This is a genomic window from Rhodococcus sp. ACPA4 (genome assembly GCF_002300185.1).
Lineage (GTDB): Bacteria > Actinomycetota > Actinomycetes > Mycobacteriales > Mycobacteriaceae > Rhodococcus_F > Rhodococcus_F globerula.
Window position 1 is genome coordinate 3,758,009 of the sequence record NZ_NSDY01000001.1, and the last position, 18,336, is coordinate 3,776,344.

Below are 18,336 nucleotides of genomic sequence, written 5' to 3' on the forward strand. Positions count from 1 at the left end.
CTGCAGTCGGCCCTACTTGATGAGAATTGCCTGATCGTAGGTCACCTCGGGTGCCGGCTGGAGCACATTGACCGCCGTGAGGGCGTCCACCGTTCGCTGGAAATCCCCCGGAGAGATGGCCGCGTCCAGCACCGAGAAGTTTTCACGAATCCGATCGACCGCGTCGGCCGGAACGTCCTTGCCCACAGCCTCGACGATCAGCTTGTTCACTGCTTCGGCATTTGCCGGATCGTTCATGTAGTCGTATGCCTTGTCCATCGCCGCACAGAAAGATGCCGACGTCTGCGGGTTCGCCTCGACCCACGTGCGTCGACTCTGCCAGAATGCGCCCAGGAGTTGGTAGTTGGGGAGTTCACCTGACAGCTCTGCCAGCTCGATCGCATCACCCTTGGCTACCAGCGTCTCCGACGTCGGCGTTACGGCCATCGCCGCGTCAACCTGGCCGGCAATAAGTGCTGCCTGGGCGGTACTGCCGGAACCGATGTTGACCAACGTGTAGTCGCCGTCGTTCAACCCGAAGGAGGCCAGTGTCTGCACCATCAGGTTCGATGTTCCGGTGCCCGCGGCCGCGGGCATACCTAATGTCTTGCCCCGAAGCGACTTCAGGACGTCCTCGGCGCTCGCCCCGGTTGCCGAGGAAGGCAAGCTCGAGCCCTTCGGCGCAATGATCGAGGTTGGTACCGGACCCGAACCGCCACATGACGTTACGGCGTCCTGTCCCTGTTGCACGGCGGCGAGTGCCTGACTCGGCGAAGAAGGACCAAAATCCTCGACGCCGCTCGCCAGGAGCTGGTTGTGTCCCATTCCGGACGGAGCCGGGCTGACGGTCACGTCGAGTTTTGCGTCGGCAAAGTAGCCTTCCTGCTCCGCTGCCGCCAACGGAATTCCCCAGATTCCTCCGGGTGTAATCGACACATTGACCTTTGCCGCTGAACCGTCCGTCGTATCCCCGGTGTCGCCGCTGCTCGATCCACAGGCAACCAAGGACAGACCCAACAACGCTGCAGTGGACATACGAACAAAACCTGCACGCATCGCCAACCTCCAAATTTCAGTTACCTGAACAGGTGGCCCAGGTATGACATTAATCATAAGCATGATTTCTGAATAAGCAAGTGGTTCAACATAATTCAGCAGCTTCGAACGAGGTATGACAAGGGCCGGCTCCCCCGAAGAAGTGGGGGAACCGGCCCTGGACATTGTCTTGGCGCTCAGTCCTGCCAACGAAGCAACCAACGCTCCAACTTGCTCGAACCGACACTGGCAACCGTCGCAATGGTCACCAGCACGATCAACACCGCAAAGACGTAGTCGATCTGGAACTCACTGCTGTACCGGACGATGTCTTGGCCCAACCCGTTCTTCGCAGCGATCATCTCACTCGCGATCACGCCCAGAATCGCGTAGGTGATCGCGAGCCGCAATCCGGCAAAAATAGTCGGAACCGCCGAAGGCAGAATAACTTTGGTCATCAGCTTCTGTCGATTCAATCCGACGACTTTGGCCATGGTCATCTGGTCACGGTCGACACCTTTCACCGCAGACCGCGAGTTCTCCACGAGCAGGAAGAACACGATCGACACACCCATCACAACTTTGGAGGTGTTGGTCAGACCGAACCAGGCAACAAAAAGCGGCGCCAATGCAATTCGTGGAACTGCGTTGAGCGGCACGAGGAACGGACTGAACACGCGATCCAGAAATTCGTTGGTCCCGATCAGGCAACCGACAACGATTCCGGATACGGAACCGATGACAAACGACTGGACGACTGCTGTCAGAGTCGCACCCGCCGAGACGCGCATCTGTTTCGATGTCACGTAGTCGATCAATGCGCCCCACACCGCGCTCGGCTGACTGACGAACAGCGCGTTCGCCCAACCTTTGTTGACTGCGACTTCCCACAGCACCAGGAAGCCGATGACAATGACGAGTTGGGTGGCAAGAATACCGGCCGTGAAATTCGACGGCCTCCAGGACCGTTTCGACTTGGCCACCGGCGCAGCAGGACTACGCGTTGCAGGTACCGCAGTCACTGTGGTTTCCAACTGTGTGCTCATTCGCTTTTCCGATCTGTCTCGCCGATGCGGGCTGTGAGTCGCCCGTTAGCCTGTGGGTGTTTCACTACGCCCGACCGCGCCTTCGAGTTGAGTGAAGAGTTCATGCTGCAACTCACGGAACCGCTCGGTGAAGATAATTTCGTCGATCAGATGCGCTCGCGGGCGCGGAAGATCGATAAGAAGATCCGTGGCGATGCGCCCAGGACTCGGAAGCATCACGATGACACGGTCAGCAAGCACTGTCGCTTCCTGCAGGTCATGAGTGACAAGGAAAACGGTTCGCTTGGTGTCGCCGTTTTCGTCGAGATCGTTTTCCCAGATACGCAGGAACTCGCCCTGCATGTGCAGCCGCGTCCGCGCATCAAGTGCCGCAAACGGTTCGTCCATCAGCAACATCGTGGGATCGGATGCCATTGTCCGCGCAATCGCCACGCGCTGACGCATGCCCTGCGACAGCTGGGACGGAAACTGCTTCTCCTTGCCTGCCAGACCCACCATCGCAAGCATCTCGTCCGCACGCTCTTTACGCTGTGCCGCAGGAACATTGCGGGCTTCCAACGGAAGTGACACGTTCTTGCGTGCGGTGCGCCAAGGCAGGAGCGAATCCCGAGCGAACATGTATCCGAGATCAAAATTGGGAGACTTGGGTGTACTCCCCGAGAGGAATACCTTTCCACCAGTGGGCTGCGCCAACCCCGCCGCCATGTTCAGCAGAGTGGTTTTGCCGCAACCGCTGGCTCCCACAATCGCGATGAACTGCCCTGCCGGAACCTCGAAGCTGACGTTGTCCAATGCAACGAACTCGGCCGTACCGCCTGAGCCTCCGTAAACCTGCGACACATTCTCGAAGCTGAGAATGGACTCGCGCGGGGACTTGGCGTGCTTGCCCTCGGCCGCGGTGGCACCAGCTGGCCTGCTGTACAGATCTGTCATCTCATTCTCGATCCACTTCGGGTTCCGAATCCGCCGACGCTCGACGGACGTGTGCACTCACACGCATTGACGTTTGACGCTCGATCTCTCCTCACGGCGAATGTTGTTGTTTCGCAAGAGAGTATCGAAGGTTTACTTGCTTACCAGCACTGCTTGTTCGAAGGTAACTTTCGGCTCGGCCTCGAGCACGCCGAGTGACGTGAGACCGTCGATGGTCTTCTGCATCTCCGCTTCGGGAAGCTCAGCGGTCAATACCGAGAAGTTCTCCCGGATCTGGTCGACTGCCGATGCGGAGGTGTTGGTGCCGACCGCTTCGATGACGTAGTCGTTCACCGCATCCTTGTTTGCCGGATCCTGTAGGAACTCGTACGCATCCGCCATGGCCGCGCAGAATCCACTCTCCGCCTTCGGGTTCTGTTCGACCCACGAGCGCCGGCTCTGCCACACACCACCGATCATCTGGTAGTTCTCCATGTCGTCGGACAGATACGTCAGTTCGATCGCATCGCCGTTGCCGACGACGGTCTCGGCCGTCGGAGTTGCCGCCATGGCAGCATCCACCTGCTTGGAAATCAGTGCGGCCTGAGCCGTAGTGCCGGAACCGATATTGACGAGGGTGTAGTCACCTTCGTTCAAACCCACACCGGCAAGCGTCTGCACCATGAGGTTTGACGTGCCGGTACCCGCAGCAGCGGGCATACCGAGAGTCTTACCCTTGAGCGCCCCGAGGACATCAGCGCTGGTGGCACCGGAAGCCGCCGTCGGGAGTCCACTGCCGATCGGAGCGACGATAGCCGTCGGAGTCTGCGAATTGCCGCCGCAGGATATGACGGCATCCTGGCCCTGCTGAATTGCCGCAAGCGCTTGACTCGGCGAGGAGGGACCGAAGTCCTCTACACCACTTGCCAACAGCTGATTGTGGCCCATTCCCGACGGTGAGGGCGAGACGGTCACGTCGACGCCGGCTGCGTCGAAGAAACCCTCCGACTTCGCCACTGCGATCGGGATACCCCACACAGTGCCCGGCGTGACGGAAACATTGATCTTCGCGAGCGAACCGTCGGTAGTGTCGCCGGTTTCGCCGCCACTGCTCCCGCATGCAACCAACGACAATCCGATCAGAGCGACGCCCGACATTCGTGCCAGATGAGCACGCATTCTTCAACCTCCGAGTAGATGTGAATCACCGCATAGCGCTGGCCCACTTATGTGATTAATCATAGTCATGAATCGGGTGACGTCAATACCTGATCAGGAATTTCCGATCGAGCCACATCTCGACCCACACCTTCCCCAGACGGAGGTGATCCGGTTGGCGCCGAACGCAATTCCAACCGGATCATGGTGTCCACCGGACGTATGAGGGCTACTGGGCCCGCTCGGGAACGAGCGCAATTGCCAACTCTGGACAAGCATTCACAGCGGCCACCGCGTCGTCATGCAAATTGCCTGGGACCTCGAAGGTCGTACCACCCTCTGCCACAAAGCCTTCCTCGTCGTCCGACAACAACGTCGGAACCTCGGCGTAGCAACGCCCGTGTCCCATGCACTTACTTTTGTCGATGGTCAAGTACATGTCAGACGTCCCATTCCAAAGGTAGTGCGGTCAAGGTCAGTTGGGCACCACGCTCGGTCAACTCGGCGCCCTCCGCCAACCTGTATTCGGGGATCAGCTTGTGCCACTCTTCGAGCACAACCGCCAATTCCAATCTGGCAAGGTGCATTCCGATGCAACGATGGGGCCCTGCCCCGAAGGCCAGGTGCTGATTGAGTCCTTGCCGACCCAAGATGAACTTGTCCGGGTCGGGAAACTTCTCCGGATCACGGTTGGCGGAACCAACACCTAACCAGACGACATCCCGCTCCGACAATTCGAGACCGTGAAACTCGGTGTCGACCTGGACTCTACGGCCAGCCTGAATCACCAACGGGTACATGCGAATAAACTCTTCGACCGCACTACGACAGAGCGTCGGGTCCTCGACCATCAGTGCGCGATCCTCGGAATTTTCGGCCAGGTGTGCGTAAATGTACCCCAACGCCGACCGCGTCGTGTCGAGTCCGGCGAGCATCAGAGACATGCAGATCAGAAGGATGTCGTCGTGAGTGATCTCGTCGTCGTCGATCTGCGCTTGGACCAACCGGGTGAGTAGGTCTTCCTTGGAATCGCGCGGGTTATTGCGACGCTCGTTCACTGCCTCGTCGAAATATGCCAGGATCTTGTTCTTGGGTTCGTCGACCTCCGGTCCGTAGCCCGCCAACATGGCATTGAGCATGTCTTCGCTCCACGGGACAAAGAACTCACCGTCGCTGACCGGAAGGCCCAACAGCGTCAGAAAGATATCCGTCGGATATCGAATCGCGAACTCCGCGACGAAGTTACACTTCCCCTGCGGCCGAAGCTCTTCGATCAGTTCGACGGCGCGCGCATGGGCAAGTTCTTCCATCCGCTTGACGGCGGCCGGCGCAAAGAACGGATTGATGACCTTTCTCAACTTGGTGTGCTCGTCGCCGTTGAGGTCCTGGGGCAACAGGCGCAGCGTCGTATCCGGGTAGAGCGCCGAACGCGACTCGGTTGTCCACTCCTGGTGCTTCTGAAAGCCCTCCAGCACGTCCTGGTACCGAGTAAGCATCCAGAATCCATTTTGGTTCGTGTCGTTGAAATGGAACCTGGCAGCATCACGCTCCGCATCGAGAAGTGCGTAATGTCCGTAGATTTCGGAGTTCTCGGCGTATCGGTTGTGACTGACGGGGCAACCCTGGACTTTGTTCATCGAGGTCCTCACTCTGTATCGATCCGATGCACGCCGTCGCTTCTACTCGAGGCACCACTGCTTCCCCGCTGAAATCTTTTCGATCACAGAAGGATTCACTGAGAGAGCAGCAAGGAAGGGACGGCGGGCGTCTCGATCCACTTGGCCAGTTCGTGACGTGCGCCACTGTAATGATTATCATCATTGATAGGGGCGGTTGTGTCAAGAGCAGAAAGGGACGTGGGTCAGCTCGCGCGCTGCGAGGGCTTTCTGTAGCCCAACTCTTCCAGCGTCGGCAGCACCTTGGACTCGAAGAGTTCCAGGCTTCGCCAGCCGTGCTCGGGCGCCAACCCACCCATCAACGGCTGGAACATCAATTCCGAATCGAGACCACGCTGGACGCACAGATCGATGCATTGCTCCGGTGTTACCACGACAAAGTGCTTCTGCTTCTTCAGTTCGCCAATGCTCTCGACAAACGGGTAGGTGGTCGTGCCGACGCCACGTTCCTTGGCCCACTGTGCATTCGAGTTCGTCGTGTACAGAAGGTGCGGGGCCAGAATCGGCCAATCCCGGTCCGGATCATCGGTGACGAAAAGGAACAGTGGGCCGGGGTTCGGCGGCCGCGGCGGAATCGGTAACCCCAGCTTGCGGCGTTCCTCGTTGTAGATTGCGTACAAGCCGTCCTTGTCGCCGGCAGGCATGTAGTTGTCTCCCAGCTTGGCAGCGCGTCGCGCGGATGCCTCAGCGGAACCACCGATGTAGATCGGTGGACGGGGAGTCTGGACCGGAGTCGGACGCACACGGACGGTCATGCCGCGATATTCGAAGGGCTCTCCCGTCCATGCCTTCTCGAGGATTCCGATCGTTTCCTCGAGGATCTTTACTCGTCGTGCGCGAGGGATCTCGAACATCGCGTACTCGCTGTCCCGGTACCCGATTCCCATCGTCATCTCGATTCGCCCAGCACTGATGATGTCAAGGGTCGCCAGATCCTCCGCCAACCGCAACGGATTGTGCAGCACTGCAACGAGTGCGGAGAAGTGAATCTTCATCCGTTCGGTGCGAGCAGCGATGGCTGAGCCCTGAATCAGCGGTGAGGCGCAGTAGCCGTCCTCGGCGCCGTGGTGCTCGGCAAGAAACACAGTCTCGAAGCCGAGCTTGTCCGCCCAGTCACATTGGTCAATCGCCGCCTTGTACAGCTCGGCGGCGGGCGCCCCGATCGAGGGAGCGCGCATGTCGTAGCGCAGTGAAAGTCTCATACAATTTACCCGCACTTTCTGGTGATGTTCGAAAAGGTCTTGGGATGAATCAGCGAGAATCCAAGGAGAATGTCGGCAGGGTGTGAGTCTCGAACTCAGTGGGCGAGAGAGTGACCCGAGATCCGATGACGGGGTCCACACTGCCGGGGCCGACCAGGACGGTGACCAGCCGAACTCCCGGAGCCTCGTCCAGTTCGACAAGGGCGACGGTATACGGCGGGTTGCTACCCGTAGGCAAAAATGAGCGTTCGACCCGCGTGAAAGTAAAGATCGTGCCGTGACCACTCAGGTCGCGCCATTCGAGTTCACCAGGATGACCGCATGGTCGACCAGCCAAGGGGTACCACTGCCACGCACCGCACGTCGGGCAGGCCGGAAGAGCGATGCAGCCTCGCTCGACCGCATTCCAAAAGCCGTTCAGTTCGGGAACATCTTGGGGCGGAGGAAAATTGGGAATACCGACTACCGCGTCATGCACAGAGATCTCAGTCATGTCAGTGATCCTTCGCGAAGATGAGCGTCGCGTGCTCCGGACCGCCGAGCGCGGCAACCAGTGCTGTCTCCGCCCCGGCGACCTGTGCTTGTCCTCGGGACCCGCGAAGTTGTCTGACCGCTTCGATCACATGCACGATGCCTGGAATGTAGGCGTACGACATGTGCCCGCCGTTCGTATTGACCGGCATCGCCCCGCCTGGTGCAGTATTTCCTTCGGCAGTAAAGGCGAACCCCTCACCACGGCTACAGAATCCGAGATCCTCGATCTGAATCGCCTGCGAAATACTGAAGCAGTCGTATATCTCGGCTACGTCGATATCCGACACCGATAGACCCGCGTCCGCGAAGGCGATCGGCCCGGAGCGAGCGGAGCCGAACGAGAGCATGTCCGCCTTCTGCGTGAAGAAACTGGTCATGGTCGACTCCACCGACGTAACTCCCACGCCGGCGATCAGGGCCGGCGGGTTGGGCAGATCGCGGGCTCGCTCGAGCGCCGTGACGATGACTGCCCCCGCACCGTCCGTAATCAGACAGCAGTCAGCGACACGGAGAGGCGATGCGACCATCGGACTGGCCAGATAGTCGTCCTGCGACATCGGCGTGCGCTTCTGCGCCCCCGGCGTGATCTGCGCCCACGACCGGTTGGAACGAGCAATCGATCCGAGATCCTCTGGTGCAACTCCGTACTCGTGGCAGTATCGCTGCGCCCATGCCGCAAAGTACGTGGGCTGACCGTACCAACCGAACGGCATTTCCAAGCTGGCCTTGATCGGATCGCGTGCGTGATAGCCGTACGGGCCACCGGGTTTCGATCCCATGTAGCCGTAGTAGACGAGAACGGTCTCGGCTTGTCCTGCCTCAATGACGGTTCGGGCCAGCGCGACGGCCGCGAGAGGTCCCGCGCCAGCGGGAATGCCGGGCGACGCGGTGAATTTTCGATCTACGCCCAATGCGGTTGCAATCTCGTCGGCATTGAATGCCGAGCCCGCCGGTATGACTCCGTCGATATCGCGCGCCGTCAATCCCGCGTCGCACATGGCCGCGCGACTAGCTTCGATAACCAGTGCGTCCACCGAACAGTTCAGCCCCCGGCCGAACTCCGATTCACCCACACCGACAACAGCGACGTTCGTTTTGCCACTCACCAGTCCACCTCCGGAACGTCACCCTACGCTATTGATGATAATAGTCACATTGAATCTGCCGATGGTGCCACTTCACACTCGACATTGGCAAGCCGCAGGTCGACGGAGTGACACCACCTGAAATGTGAAGTAAATCATGACAATGGTTAGTATCTATGTGTAGTGTTACGAATACTCGACGACACGTGCCGCCCTGCGGCAATTCGATGACCGAACAGAGGTGAGCTGGGTGGACAACCCGAGCGTGGTGGACATGGACCGTCTGACTACCTGGATGGACGAGAACGGAATCGGGACAGGTCCCGTGACCGACGTTGTCGAACTTGCCGGCGGCACGCAGAACATCCTCATTCGATTCTCTCGCGGCGGGCAGGATCTCGTATTCCGTCGACCACCACTGCACAAGCGCACGAACAGCGACGAGACAATGCGACGTGAAGCAGTCGTGTTGGCCGGGCTGGCAAACAGCGACGTCCCGCATCCGCGTCTGATCGCATCGTGCGACGACCACGATGTCCTCGGGTGCCAGTTCTTCATCATGGAGGCTGTTACCGGCTTCACGGCTACTTCAGAGGTGCCGGACGATCTCGTGAATTCGCTCGATCATCAACACGCCCTGGGCTTGTCGATGATCGATGCCCTGGCCGCACTGGGTCGAGTTGATCCCGATACGGCGGGTGTGTCGTCCCTCGGCCGCGCCGACGGATGGCTCGAACGCCAGGTGCCCAAGTGGCGCAAGCAGCTCGATTCGTATGCCGAACTCGAGGGATGGCCGGGATCTGCTGCTTTGCCCGACATCGACAGGCTCGGCGCCTGGCTCCAAAGCAACGTTCCGACCGACTGGCAACCCGGACTTATCCACGGTGACTTCCATTTCGGCAACGTCATGTTCCGACTCGACGCCCCGAAAGTCGCAGCGATCATCGACTGGGAACTGGCGACGATCGGCGACCCTCTCCTCGACCTCGGACACCTCCTTGCAACGTGGCCCAACGAAACCGAACGTCGTACGGTCGGGCTGGCCAAGTCCCTCCCCGGACTACCCACACGCGACGAACTGATCGCGCAATATTCGCAGGGAAGCGCTCGCGACCTGAGCAATGTCGACTGGTACCAAGCGTTGGCCTGCTACCGCCTGGGCATTCTCCTCGAAGGCACGTACGCCCGCTCCTGCGCGGGCAAGGCCGCCGCGGACGTGGGCGAGCGACTGCACCGGACCGCAGAATCTCTGATCGAGCAGGGTTTGAGCATCGTCTTGTCGCACACCGTCCGCTGAGCGCCTGACCCGACATTCCCGAGCACACCCGAAAGGACCTCACATGAGCGACTACAAGTTCATCACGTACAAGACGATCGACGACGGAACCATTGCACGGATCTCCCTCGACCGCCCGCGCACGCGAAATGCCCAAAACCGTGGCCTGCTGGTCGAACTCGGTGAGGCTTTCTCGCGCGCCGAAGCCGACGACACCGTCCGGGTGGTCATTCTCAGCGGCGAAGGCCCGGCATTTTCCTCCGGTCACGATCTCGGATCCTCGGAAGCCAATGCCGAACGCAATCCGGGGCCGGACCAGCACTTCAGCTTTCAGTGCAACGGTGCCACCAAGGAAGGCCTGGAGCCGCGACTGCACCAGGAATGGCACTACTACTACGAGAACACCCGCCGCTGGCGCAACCTCCGCAAGATCACCATTGCACAGGTTCACGGCAACGTGTTCTCGGCTGCCCTGATGCTTGCGTGGTCCTGCGACTTCATCGTCGCTGCGGAAGGCACCGAGTTCGCCGATGTCGTGGCAACTCGATTGGGCATGTGCGGGGTCGAATACTTCGGCCACCCCTGGGAATTCGGTCCGCGCAAGGCAAAAGAGCTTCTACTGACCGGCGATTCGATCAATGCGGAGGATGCACTGGCCCTCGGTATGGTCACCAAGATCTTCAGTGCCGACGTAATTTCCGAGCGTACAGAAGAATTCGCTCGCCGCATCGCCAAGGTACCCACGATGGCCGCACTACTGGTCAAGGAATCCGTCAATCAATCGGTCGACGCGATGGGCTTCTCGACTGCCCTCGATGCCTGCTTCACCATTCACCAGCTCAACCACGCACAGTGGACCGTACTCTCCGGCGGCGCCTCCCCGATCGGAACGCCCGAGCTCGGGCTTCCGGACTGGAAGAACGCCCCGCCGACCCGCCGAGCGGACCCCCGCGTTCCGTAAGACGCGTAGAAGTGCTGCGCCCGTGCGGAAACCACCGGAAGCGGGCGCAGCGTCGCACCGGTTACCGTGCGGGTCGGCGCGGCCACCCCTGGTTCAGATCGCCGCCGAAATGTACGTCGATCTCCTTCGATCCGAACAGCGCCGCTCCCGCGTCCACCACAATCGTGTCGCGATAGAGCCCCCATCCAAGCGTGGACGCATCATCGCCTCTTCCGATGTACGTGAAGTACGCCTCGATCTCGACCACGCCGTCGCCGATCCAGGCCACCTTCGGTAGCGCGATGAAGTGCCGCTTCTCCGTGGGATCGAACATGGGCACGCTGCGATAGAAATCGGCAATCGCACCGCGCCCCTTGTGTTCTCCGCGACCGGTACGCAGGACGCCATCCGCAGTGAACAGGCCGGCGACGAGTTCCGGCACCGGATTGTCCAATGCAGCCGCATATCGGTGCATCAATCCTGTTGCCGCAGCGCAGTCTTCGAGTCGGCGCAGCCGAGCCTCCACATCGTTCAACCGGGCCACCATGTCGTTTTCCGTCATCACGTCATCCAATCTCTTGGTTTGTCCGGCGTGGCACCCGCGCCCTAGATTATGTTAATAGTTATCAAATAAATCCTGGTCTGTCGACGCATCGACTACGACGCAATTTCTCGATCACACGCGCGACGGCCACGGCGGCGAGAGGAACACGATGGGCGACCGCTTTATCGGCCGAGTAGCAGTGGTCACCGGAGGTGCGAGCGGTATCGGCGAGGCCGCGGTGCGCGAGCTGCATGCGGAGGGTGCGTCGGTGGTCATAGCCGACATCCAGGTAGCGCCTGGACAACTACTGGCCGCCGAACTCGGCAACAAGGCAATCTTTCTCGAAACGGACGTCTCCGCGGAGTCCGACGTCGCTGCCGCTGTAGATGCCGCTGTATCGCGGTTCGGTCAGCTCGACATCATGTTCAACAATGCCGGCGTGATGGGAACTCTCGGCCCGATCGACAGCACATGCATCGACGACGCCGACCGGACGATCGCGATCAATCTCCGAAGTGTCATTTCCGGCATGAAGCACGCGGCGCGCGTCATGAAGCCGCGACGGCGTGGGGTCATCATCTCCACCTCGAGTCCGGCCGGAATGCTGGGCGGGGTCGGACCGCACGTGTACAGCGCCACCAAGGCCGCTGTCATCGGGATTTCCAATTCCGTAGCCGCGGAGCTCCGGCCGTTCAATATCCGGGTCAATACCGTCGTGCCGGGTGCCGTCGTCTCACCGATGACGGCCAGCCTCGTGGCTGGCGGACCCGATCACCTCGATCAGGCACTCGAGACGATGAACGACACTGCTCTGATGAGTCGGCCGTTACTCCCCGCAGACGTTGCAGCAGCCGTGTTGTATCTGGCCAGCGACGCCGCGGCATTCGTCACCGGCGTCACGCTGCCGGTGGACGCTGGAATGACGGGCGCGATCGGCCAATCCCCCTTTGCCACTGGCAAATACGACCAGTCCGTCACCGTGCTCGAAGCCGGCCGCAGAACCTAGCTTCACCTGTCACGAATCTTGCAGCATCCTCGCTCTACGCAATCTGAAGGAGAAAAACCATGTTGGACGGAAAGCGCATTCTGGTCACCGGGGCCGCACAGGGTATGGGCCGCGAGATCGCCCTGGAGGCAGCGCGGCAGGGCGCCGAATATGTCAGTGTCGCCGACCGCAATGTCGAGGGGGCACAGGAAGCTGCAGCCGAGATCCGAAAACTCGGCATCGGCGCACAAGCTATTGCTGTAGACCTCGCGAATTCCGACGAGATCCGGGCGATGATCGAGCAGGCCGTTGCCGGTGGCGGCGGTCTCGACACCTTGATCAACAACGCGGGCGTCATGGAAGGTGCCTTCACGACAGACACCAGCTTCGAGGATCTCCCGGAAGACGTGTGGGACAAGGTGTTTTCCATCAACGTCAAGTCCATCTGGCTGGCAACCAAGTTCGCAGCACCTCACCTGCGCACATCCGGTCGCGGCCCCTCGGTGATCAATGCCGCATCGGTCGCAGGCATGGTCGGATACGTGTCGACCGCATACCCGTCGAGCAAGGCCGCTGTCATTCAGTTGACTCGTACCACCGCAATCGCCTTGTCACCCGAGATTCGATGCAATGCCTTCTGCCCTGGTTCCATCGCTACCCCGATGAGCGATGCGTTCCTCGCGTCAGCGCCAGACTACGACGCTCAACTGCAACGGATGACCGGGGCACACTTGATTCCCCGCTTCGGCACATCCGACGAGGTCGCAAAGGTCGTGGCCTTCTTGGCTTCCGACGCGGCATCCTTCCTCACCGGGGTCATCCTTCCCGTCGACGGTGGAACCACAGCATGGCGCGGTTTACGCAACTGAGCTCGAGACAGCAACCGAAGCCGAGTGCCGGTTCGCCCATCACAGGCGAACCGGCACTCGGTGCGTAGATATCGACGTACGAAAAACTTTGCGTGTTAGCGCATCAGTCGGTTCCACCCCATGCGATCGGAGTATCGAGCAACTCCGGGTAATGCTTGAGCTCGTAACGCCAGATACCGGCAATGTGCTCTTCCATAGCCGTCAACGCCGCAGCGGGGTCGCCGTCTGCAACCGCGAGATAGATCTTCTCGTGAATGTCGCAGGTCGCGACTCGGCTACGCATCGGGTACTCCATGCCCATGACCGTTCCGTCGAGCATGTCGAGCAAAGCATGAATGAGGTAGGCAAAGAGAACGTTTCCCGAGCCTTGGGCAATTGTGTCGTGGAACACCCGGCTCATCTCCACGAAGATCTGCTCGTCGTCGAGATTTGCGCGCTGATGTTCGACACAGTGTTTGAGCTCTGCCAATTGTTCTTCGCTGATCCGTTCTGCCGCAAGCTTGGCCATCATCGGCTCGAGCGCGGTTCGGGCCTCGACCACAGTCCGGAACGGGGCGCTTTCGAATTGAAGCAGGAGCGTGATCGCCGTCGCGAGGGCAGTACTGTCCGGCTGCTGAACGATCGGGCCACCACCAGGCCCCGGTTTGAGCGCAAGCACGCCTTGTAACTCCAGGAATCTCAACGATTCCCGGAGTGTGCCTCGCCCTACCTCGTACTCCTCGAGCATCACTCGCTCAGGCGGCAGCCGATCACCGACCTTGTTACCGCGCCGGTTGATATCTTCAACGATCCGCTGTGCGACAAGCATCGCAGTCTTCTGCGGACGCAACGTTGCCCGTACCACTCCACACACCTCCACCAGCCATGATTTCCCGAGCAGGAGTTCGAGAATGGCAATTCCTGACTATGTTTACCTCATCCGGTGGCCGCATCACAATGCAATCCAGGTAATTGATGATCAACGTCGGAAATCAGCACGTTCGACTTGCGCTACCCAGTGAATTCACATATGGCGTCCGCCGGTCACTTCGAGCACGGCCCCCGTCATGTAGCTGGACATGTCGCTCGCCAAGAACAGCACCACCGACGCAACTTCGTTCGGTTCCGCGGCGCGGGCCATCGGGATCTCATCCAACTTCTGCTGCCAGATCCGCTCGGGCATTGCCTCGGTCATGGCGGTCCGGACCAAGCCTGGCTGCACGGCGTTGACACGAACGTTCTTGAACGCCACTTCCTTTGCCGCCGCTTTTGTCAGACCGACAATCCCGGCTTTGGCCGCGGAGTAGTTCGTCTGACCGAGCAAACCCACTTTTCCGGATATCGACGAGATGTTGATGATTGCGCCGCTCTCACGCTCACGCATACGTGCAGCCGCAGCCCGGGTGCCGTTCCACGCTCCCTTGAGATGCACGGCAATCACGTCGTCGAAATCCTGCTCGGTCATCTTCCGCATCGTCGCGTCGCGGGTCATGCCGGCATTGTTCACGAGCACGTCAAGTGGGCCGAAGGCCGATTCGGCCAGATCGATCATCGATTCGACCTGCGCACTGTCTCGTACGTCGCAGGACGCGAACCGCGCGACAGTCTCGCCGCCGAGTTCTGCCACCGCTCCTGCTCCGACTTCACAGTTGATGTCCCCGATGACAACCTTGGCTCCCTCGGCGACAAAGGTGCGGGCAATCTCGAGTCCGATCCCCTGCGCGCCACCGGTAACCACGGCGACCTTTCCGCTCAACAATCCCATGCCAACTCCATTCGTCTGTAATGTTTTTCGGGCAATCGATCACGATGGGTCCTGTAGCTATTGCACGATGCCCGACGTGCGCATCGACTCGATCTGCTCGGCAGAGCGTCCCAACGAGCCGAGAATGGCGTCCGTCTGCTGGCCGAGAGCCGGCACGGCATCCATCCGCATCTCCACGTCTTCGAAGGTCATCGGAGGAAGCACTCCGCGAATGGGACCGGCCTCGGTGCCAACCTCTCGCCATCGATCCCGGGCCTCGAGCTGCGGGTGCGCCAGAAGCGCTTTCATGTCGTTGAGCTGCGCCGCGGGAACGCCTGCCTGCGCCAACTTGTCATCCAAGTCCGCTGTCTTGAACTCCCGGGTCAGCTCGGCCACCAGCGCATCAACTTCACCGCGGTGCTGGACCCGAAGGATATTCGTGGCGAACCGCGGGTGGTCGGCGAGATCGGGCCGACCGAACACCTCGGTGACCAATTGCCTCCACCCTCGATCGTTCTGCACGCCGATCAGGATCTGCCCGTCGAGCGTCGGATACGCGTCGTACGGCGCGATCGAGGCGTGACTCAGACCCATTCGTTTGATCTGCGTGTCCTGATACATCTGCATGTACATCGGATGCCCCAGCCACTCGACTGTCGCGTCGAACATCGCGACGTCGATCGTGGCACCCGCGCCAGTGCGCTCGCGGCGGAACAGTGCGGCCTGAACGGACGTCAACGCGTACAGTCCTGCCGCAATGTCGGATGCGGGAACACCTGTCTTGGTTGCAGTTTCAGGTGTTCCGGTAATCGAACACAATCCGGTCTCCGCCTGCACGAGCATGTCGTAGGCCTTGCGATCCTTGAGCGGGCCCGCCGTACCGTAGCCGGTCATGTTCACGACAATCAGTTCCGGATGATTGCTGCGCAGCGCTTGCGCACCGAGTCCGAGACGTTCCGCGGCGCCGGGTGCGAAGTTCTGGATGAAGACGTCTGCCGTCGCGATCAGATCGATAATCGCCGCGCGCCCCTGCTCTGATTTGAGGTCGACACAGATCGATTCCTTGTTGCGGTTCAGCCATACGAAATGCGAGGCCAGGCCATGCACAGCGGCGTCGTAGTTGCGCGCGAAGTCACCTTCCCCGATCCGTTCGACCTTGATCACACGCGCGCCCAGATCGGCGAGGTGACGACTGGCGATCGGAGCCGCGACGGCCTGCTCGAGGCTTACGACGGTGATTCCGTCGAGCGGCAAACCTGCGGAAGCTGCGGAATCCGACATGATCAGCGCCCCGTCCCGCCGGCTGCGGCCTTCTTGGCCTGGTTGACCAGACCCCCGCCGATGATGAGTCGCTGGACCTCGCTGGTGCCCTCGTACAGGCGCAGCAGTCGCACATCGCGGTAAATACGTTCCACGGGCACTTCGCGCATGTACCCGGTGCCACCGTGGATCTGCACAGCGAGATCAGCTGCCTTTCCGACCATTTCGGTGCAGAAGAGCTTCACGGCCGACGGTCCGATCCGACGGTCTTCGCCGGAGACGTAGCGAGCGGCCACCTCGCGAACCATCGCACGACCGGCCATCACACCCGTAGCGATGTCGGCAATCATTGCCTGCACCAATTGGAAGTCACCGATCGCGGTGCCACCCTGCATTGCCGTCGCGGCATAGGACACCGCTTCGTCGAGGGCACGCTGCGCGGAACCGACAGACAGCGCAGCAATGTGCACGCGACCGCGGGCGAGCGAGGTCATCGCCGCGCGGTAGCCCACATCCTCGGAGCCGCCTACCAGAGCAGAGTTCGGGACTCGCACGTCGGTGAAGTGGACGTCCGCCGTCCAGGCGCCTTCCTGACCCATCTTGCGGTCCTTCGGGGCGACCTGCACACCCTCGGTGTCGGCTGGAACCAGGAACACCGCAATACCGGTGCCGTTCTCGTCCGCCGGACGCGTGCGGGCGAACACGACGAACAGGTCGGCGAGTGGCGCGTTCGTGATGAATCGTTTCTCACCCGAAATGACCCAATCCTCACCCTCACGTACCGCTTTGGTTCGGAGACCTGCCGGATTGGAACCCGCTCCGGGTTCTGTGAGCGCAAAGGAGGCCACGACATCTCCGGAGGCAATGCCCTCGAGCCACTGTTGCTTCTGCTCGTCCGTGCCGAAATTGACCAGCACCTGGCCTGCGATGCCGTTGTTGGTGCCGAACATGGATCGCAGGGACAGCGAGGTGTAGCCGAATTCCATTGCCAGTTCGACATCCTGCGTCAGATCCAGTCCCAGTCCACCCCATTCCTGAGGTATGGCATATCCGAAAAGGCCCATCGCAGCAGCATTTTTGCGGATGTCCTCGGGAATACTGTCGGTGTCCGCGATCTCCTGCTCACGCGGAACAACGCCCTTGCGGATGAACTCACGTGTCTGTCTCAGGATGTCTACGAAATCTTCCGGACTGACTGCAGTACCTGATGTCATACTCGCAATACTCCTCACAGTGCCCGCACGTGTCAACGGATTGTATAGATTGATTATCATCAATCTATAACACGCCTGAAAGGAACCGTCGATGAGTACCACTGGACGTTTGGCCGGAAAGACTGCCTTGATCACCGGGGCAGGCTCGGGGCTCGGCCGAGCCACCGCGCTGCGCTTCGCACAGGAGGGCGCAGAAGTTGCGTGTGTCGACCTGAATCTGTCTGCAGCACAAGAAGTTGCTCGCGAAATCGCCGACCAGGGAACACGGGCAATCGCTCTCGCGGCCGACGTGTCCTCCGCTGCCGATTCCGAGAAGATGATCGCGGACACAATCGATCAACTCGGCCGGATCGACATCCTGTTCGCCAATGCCGGCATTGCCGGTACGGGTAACGCCGCAGACATCACCGAGGATCTGTGGGACAAAGTCATCGACATCAACCTCAAAGGCGTGTGGCTCTCGGCGAAATACGCTCTGCCACACATGATCGAACGCGGCGAAGGTGTCATCATCAACCAAGCCAGCATGGGCGGACTGGTAGGGATCAACGGTATCTTCCCGTACACCGCAGCCAAGGGCGGCGTCATCGCGATGACCAAGCAGATGGCAGCCACGTATGGGCCGAATGGTGTACGCGTGAACGCAATTTGCCCGGGGACCATCCCCACTCCCCTGGTCTACCGCTCACGGGAAGAGCGCGGCGACGCTCCCGCCGACAACAACCACTCCATCAAGGATGCCGAAGTGGCGAAACGTTTTCCGCTGCAACGACTCGGAGTTCCGGACGACGTCGCAAATCTTGCGCTGTTCCTCGCAAGCGACGAGGCGAACTGGGTCACCGGCGCAATCTACGCCGTCGACGGCGGTCGCAGCGCAATCTGAGAACAGTCGACGAAA

General features: G+C 60.4%; 19 protein-coding genes. 5 read left to right on the plus strand and 14 right to left on the minus strand.

The features are described from left to right. Window positions 1–12: 12 nt before the first annotated feature. The 9 genes from CJ178_RS17035 to CJ178_RS17075 form a co-directional block, all read right to left on the minus strand. The gene (locus CJ178_RS17035; protein ID WP_179300766.1) at window positions 13–1,035 is read right to left on the minus strand and encodes an ABC transporter substrate-binding protein; all 1,023 of its coding nucleotides are present in this window, start codon (window positions 1,033–1,035) and stop codon (window positions 13–15) included. A 176-nt stretch (window positions 1,036–1,211) separates the two neighbouring features. Next, window positions 1,212–2,060, minus strand: a complete 849-nt coding sequence (locus CJ178_RS17040) for an ABC transporter permease (RefSeq protein ID WP_051730395.1) — start codon at window positions 2,058–2,060, stop codon at window positions 1,212–1,214. Between the two features lie 45 nt (window positions 2,061–2,105). Further along, window positions 2,106–2,993, minus strand: a complete 888-nt coding sequence (locus CJ178_RS17045) for an ABC transporter ATP-binding protein (RefSeq protein ID WP_095888016.1) — start codon at window positions 2,991–2,993, stop codon at window positions 2,106–2,108. A 132-nt stretch (window positions 2,994–3,125) separates the two neighbouring features. Continuing rightward, on the minus strand, window positions 3,126–4,151 hold the full coding sequence (locus CJ178_RS17050) for an ABC transporter substrate-binding protein (RefSeq protein ID WP_095887180.1): 1,026 nt from the start codon (window positions 4,149–4,151) through the stop codon (window positions 3,126–3,128). 208 nt (window positions 4,152–4,359) lie between these two features. Beyond that, window positions 4,360–4,569, minus strand: a complete 210-nt coding sequence (locus CJ178_RS17055; RefSeq protein WP_033233321.1) for a ferredoxin — start codon at window positions 4,567–4,569, stop codon at window positions 4,360–4,362. A 1-nt stretch (window position 4,570) separates the two neighbouring features. Then, entirely contained in the window at window positions 4,571–5,767 is a 1,197-nt protein-coding gene (locus CJ178_RS17060; RefSeq protein WP_095887181.1) for a cytochrome P450, read from the minus strand. 224 nt (window positions 5,768–5,991) lie between these two features. Then, the gene (locus CJ178_RS17065) at window positions 5,992–7,008 is read right to left on the minus strand and encodes an LLM class flavin-dependent oxidoreductase (protein ID WP_033233324.1); all 1,017 of its coding nucleotides are present in this window, start codon (window positions 7,006–7,008) and stop codon (window positions 5,992–5,994) included. A gap of 49 nt (window positions 7,009–7,057) precedes the next feature. After that, window positions 7,058–7,501, minus strand: coding sequence for a Zn-ribbon domain-containing OB-fold protein (locus tag CJ178_RS17070; RefSeq protein WP_033233325.1), 444 nt, complete (start codon window positions 7,499–7,501; stop codon window positions 7,058–7,060). A 1-nt stretch (window position 7,502) separates the two neighbouring features. After that, window positions 7,503–8,648, minus strand: coding sequence for a thiolase family protein (locus CJ178_RS17075; protein WP_051730396.1), 1,146 nt, complete (start codon window positions 8,646–8,648; stop codon window positions 7,503–7,505). 229 nt (window positions 8,649–8,877) lie between these two features. On the opposite strand from CJ178_RS17075, the gene CJ178_RS17080 reads away from it, so the two are divergent. Further along, complete coding sequence (locus CJ178_RS17080; RefSeq protein WP_257013244.1) at window positions 8,878–9,924, plus strand: phosphotransferase family protein; 1,047 nt, start codon at window positions 8,878–8,880, stop codon at window positions 9,922–9,924. 43 nt (window positions 9,925–9,967) lie between these two features. Continuing rightward, window positions 9,968–10,864, plus strand: a complete 897-nt coding sequence (locus CJ178_RS17085) for an enoyl-CoA hydratase (RefSeq protein WP_033233327.1) — start codon at window positions 9,968–9,970, stop codon at window positions 10,862–10,864. Between the two features lie 61 nt (window positions 10,865–10,925). On the opposite strand, the gene CJ178_RS17090 is transcribed toward CJ178_RS17085, so the two are convergent. Continuing rightward, complete coding sequence (locus CJ178_RS17090; RefSeq protein ID WP_218833733.1) at window positions 10,926–11,405, minus strand: nuclear transport factor 2 family protein; 480 nt, start codon at window positions 11,403–11,405, stop codon at window positions 10,926–10,928. A 151-nt stretch (window positions 11,406–11,556) separates the two neighbouring features. On the opposite strand from CJ178_RS17090, the gene CJ178_RS17095 reads away from it, so the two are divergent. Next, window positions 11,557–12,393, plus strand: coding sequence for a glucose 1-dehydrogenase (locus CJ178_RS17095; protein ID WP_095887182.1), 837 nt, complete (start codon window positions 11,557–11,559; stop codon window positions 12,391–12,393). Between the two features lie 59 nt (window positions 12,394–12,452). Continuing rightward, entirely contained in the window at window positions 12,453–13,241 is a 789-nt protein-coding gene (locus tag CJ178_RS17100) for an SDR family NAD(P)-dependent oxidoreductase (protein ID WP_033233331.1), read from the plus strand. Window positions 13,242–13,344: 103 nt separating this feature from the next. Here CJ178_RS17100 and CJ178_RS17105 read toward each other — a convergent pair whose 3' ends face one another. The 4 genes from CJ178_RS17105 to CJ178_RS17120 form a co-directional block, all read right to left on the minus strand. Next, window positions 13,345–14,085, minus strand: a complete 741-nt coding sequence (locus tag CJ178_RS17105) for a FadR/GntR family transcriptional regulator (protein ID WP_230590078.1) — start codon at window positions 14,083–14,085, stop codon at window positions 13,345–13,347. Window positions 14,086–14,244: 159 nt separating this feature from the next. Continuing rightward, complete coding sequence (gene fabG, locus CJ178_RS17110) at window positions 14,245–14,985, minus strand: 3-oxoacyl-ACP reductase FabG (protein WP_095887183.1); 741 nt, start codon at window positions 14,983–14,985, stop codon at window positions 14,245–14,247. Between the two features lie 57 nt (window positions 14,986–15,042). Further along, window positions 15,043–16,245, minus strand: coding sequence for a CaiB/BaiF CoA transferase family protein (locus CJ178_RS17115; protein WP_033233338.1), 1,203 nt, complete (start codon window positions 16,243–16,245; stop codon window positions 15,043–15,045). Window positions 16,246–16,247: 2 nt separating this feature from the next. Further along, a complete protein-coding gene (locus tag CJ178_RS17120) occupies window positions 16,248–17,438 on the minus strand; it encodes an acyl-CoA dehydrogenase family protein (RefSeq protein ID WP_095888019.1) in 1,191 nt (396 codons plus the stop codon). A 91-nt stretch (window positions 17,439–17,529) separates the two neighbouring features. On the opposite strand from CJ178_RS17120, the gene CJ178_RS17125 reads away from it, so the two are divergent. After that, the gene (locus CJ178_RS17125; RefSeq protein WP_033233342.1) at window positions 17,530–18,321 is read left to right on the plus strand and encodes an SDR family NAD(P)-dependent oxidoreductase; all 792 of its coding nucleotides are present in this window, start codon (window positions 17,530–17,532) and stop codon (window positions 18,319–18,321) included. The last annotated feature ends 15 nt before the right edge of the window (window positions 18,322–18,336 follow it).

Bases quoted from the DNA above. Each gene is read 5' to 3' on its own strand.
- CJ178_RS17035 (WP_179300766.1), bottom strand. From the start codon at position 1,035: ATGCGTGCAGGTTTTGTTCGTATGTCCACTGCAGCGTTGTTGGGTCTG.
- CJ178_RS17040 (WP_051730395.1), bottom strand. From the start codon at position 2,060: ATGAGCACACAGTTGGAAACCACAGTGACTGCGGTACCTGCAACGCGT.
- CJ178_RS17045 (WP_095888016.1), bottom strand. From the start codon at position 2,993: ATGACAGATCTGTACAGCAGGCCAGCTGGTGCCACCGCGGCCGAGGGC.
- CJ178_RS17050 (WP_095887180.1), bottom strand. From the start codon at position 4,151: ATGCGTGCTCATCTGGCACGAATGTCGGGCGTCGCTCTGATCGGATTG.
- CJ178_RS17055 (WP_033233321.1), bottom strand. From the start codon at position 4,569: ATGTACTTGACCATCGACAAAAGTAAGTGCATGGGACACGGGCGTTGC.
- CJ178_RS17060 (WP_095887181.1), bottom strand. From the start codon at position 5,767: ATGAACAAAGTCCAGGGTTGCCCCGTCAGTCACAACCGATACGCCGAG.
- CJ178_RS17065 (WP_033233324.1), bottom strand. From the start codon at position 7,008: ATGAGACTTTCACTGCGCTACGACATGCGCGCTCCCTCGATCGGGGCG.
- CJ178_RS17070 (WP_033233325.1), bottom strand. From the start codon at position 7,501: ATGACTGAGATCTCTGTGCATGACGCGGTAGTCGGTATTCCCAATTTT.
- CJ178_RS17085 (WP_033233327.1), top strand. From the start codon at position 9,968: ATGAGCGACTACAAGTTCATCACGTACAAGACGATCGACGACGGAACC.
- CJ178_RS17090 (WP_218833733.1), bottom strand. From the start codon at position 11,405: ATGACGGAAAACGACATGGTGGCCCGGTTGAACGATGTGGAGGCTCGG.
- CJ178_RS17095 (WP_095887182.1), top strand. From the start codon at position 11,557: ATGGGCGACCGCTTTATCGGCCGAGTAGCAGTGGTCACCGGAGGTGCG.
- CJ178_RS17100 (WP_033233331.1), top strand. From the start codon at position 12,453: ATGTTGGACGGAAAGCGCATTCTGGTCACCGGGGCCGCACAGGGTATG.
- fabG (WP_095887183.1), bottom strand. From the start codon at position 14,985: ATGGGATTGTTGAGCGGAAAGGTCGCCGTGGTTACCGGTGGCGCGCAG.
- CJ178_RS17115 (WP_033233338.1), bottom strand. From the start codon at position 16,245: ATGTCGGATTCCGCAGCTTCCGCAGGTTTGCCGCTCGACGGAATCACC.
- CJ178_RS17120 (WP_095888019.1), bottom strand. From the start codon at position 17,438: ATGACATCAGGTACTGCAGTCAGTCCGGAAGATTTCGTAGACATCCTG.
- CJ178_RS17125 (WP_033233342.1), top strand. From the start codon at position 17,530: ATGAGTACCACTGGACGTTTGGCCGGAAAGACTGCCTTGATCACCGGG.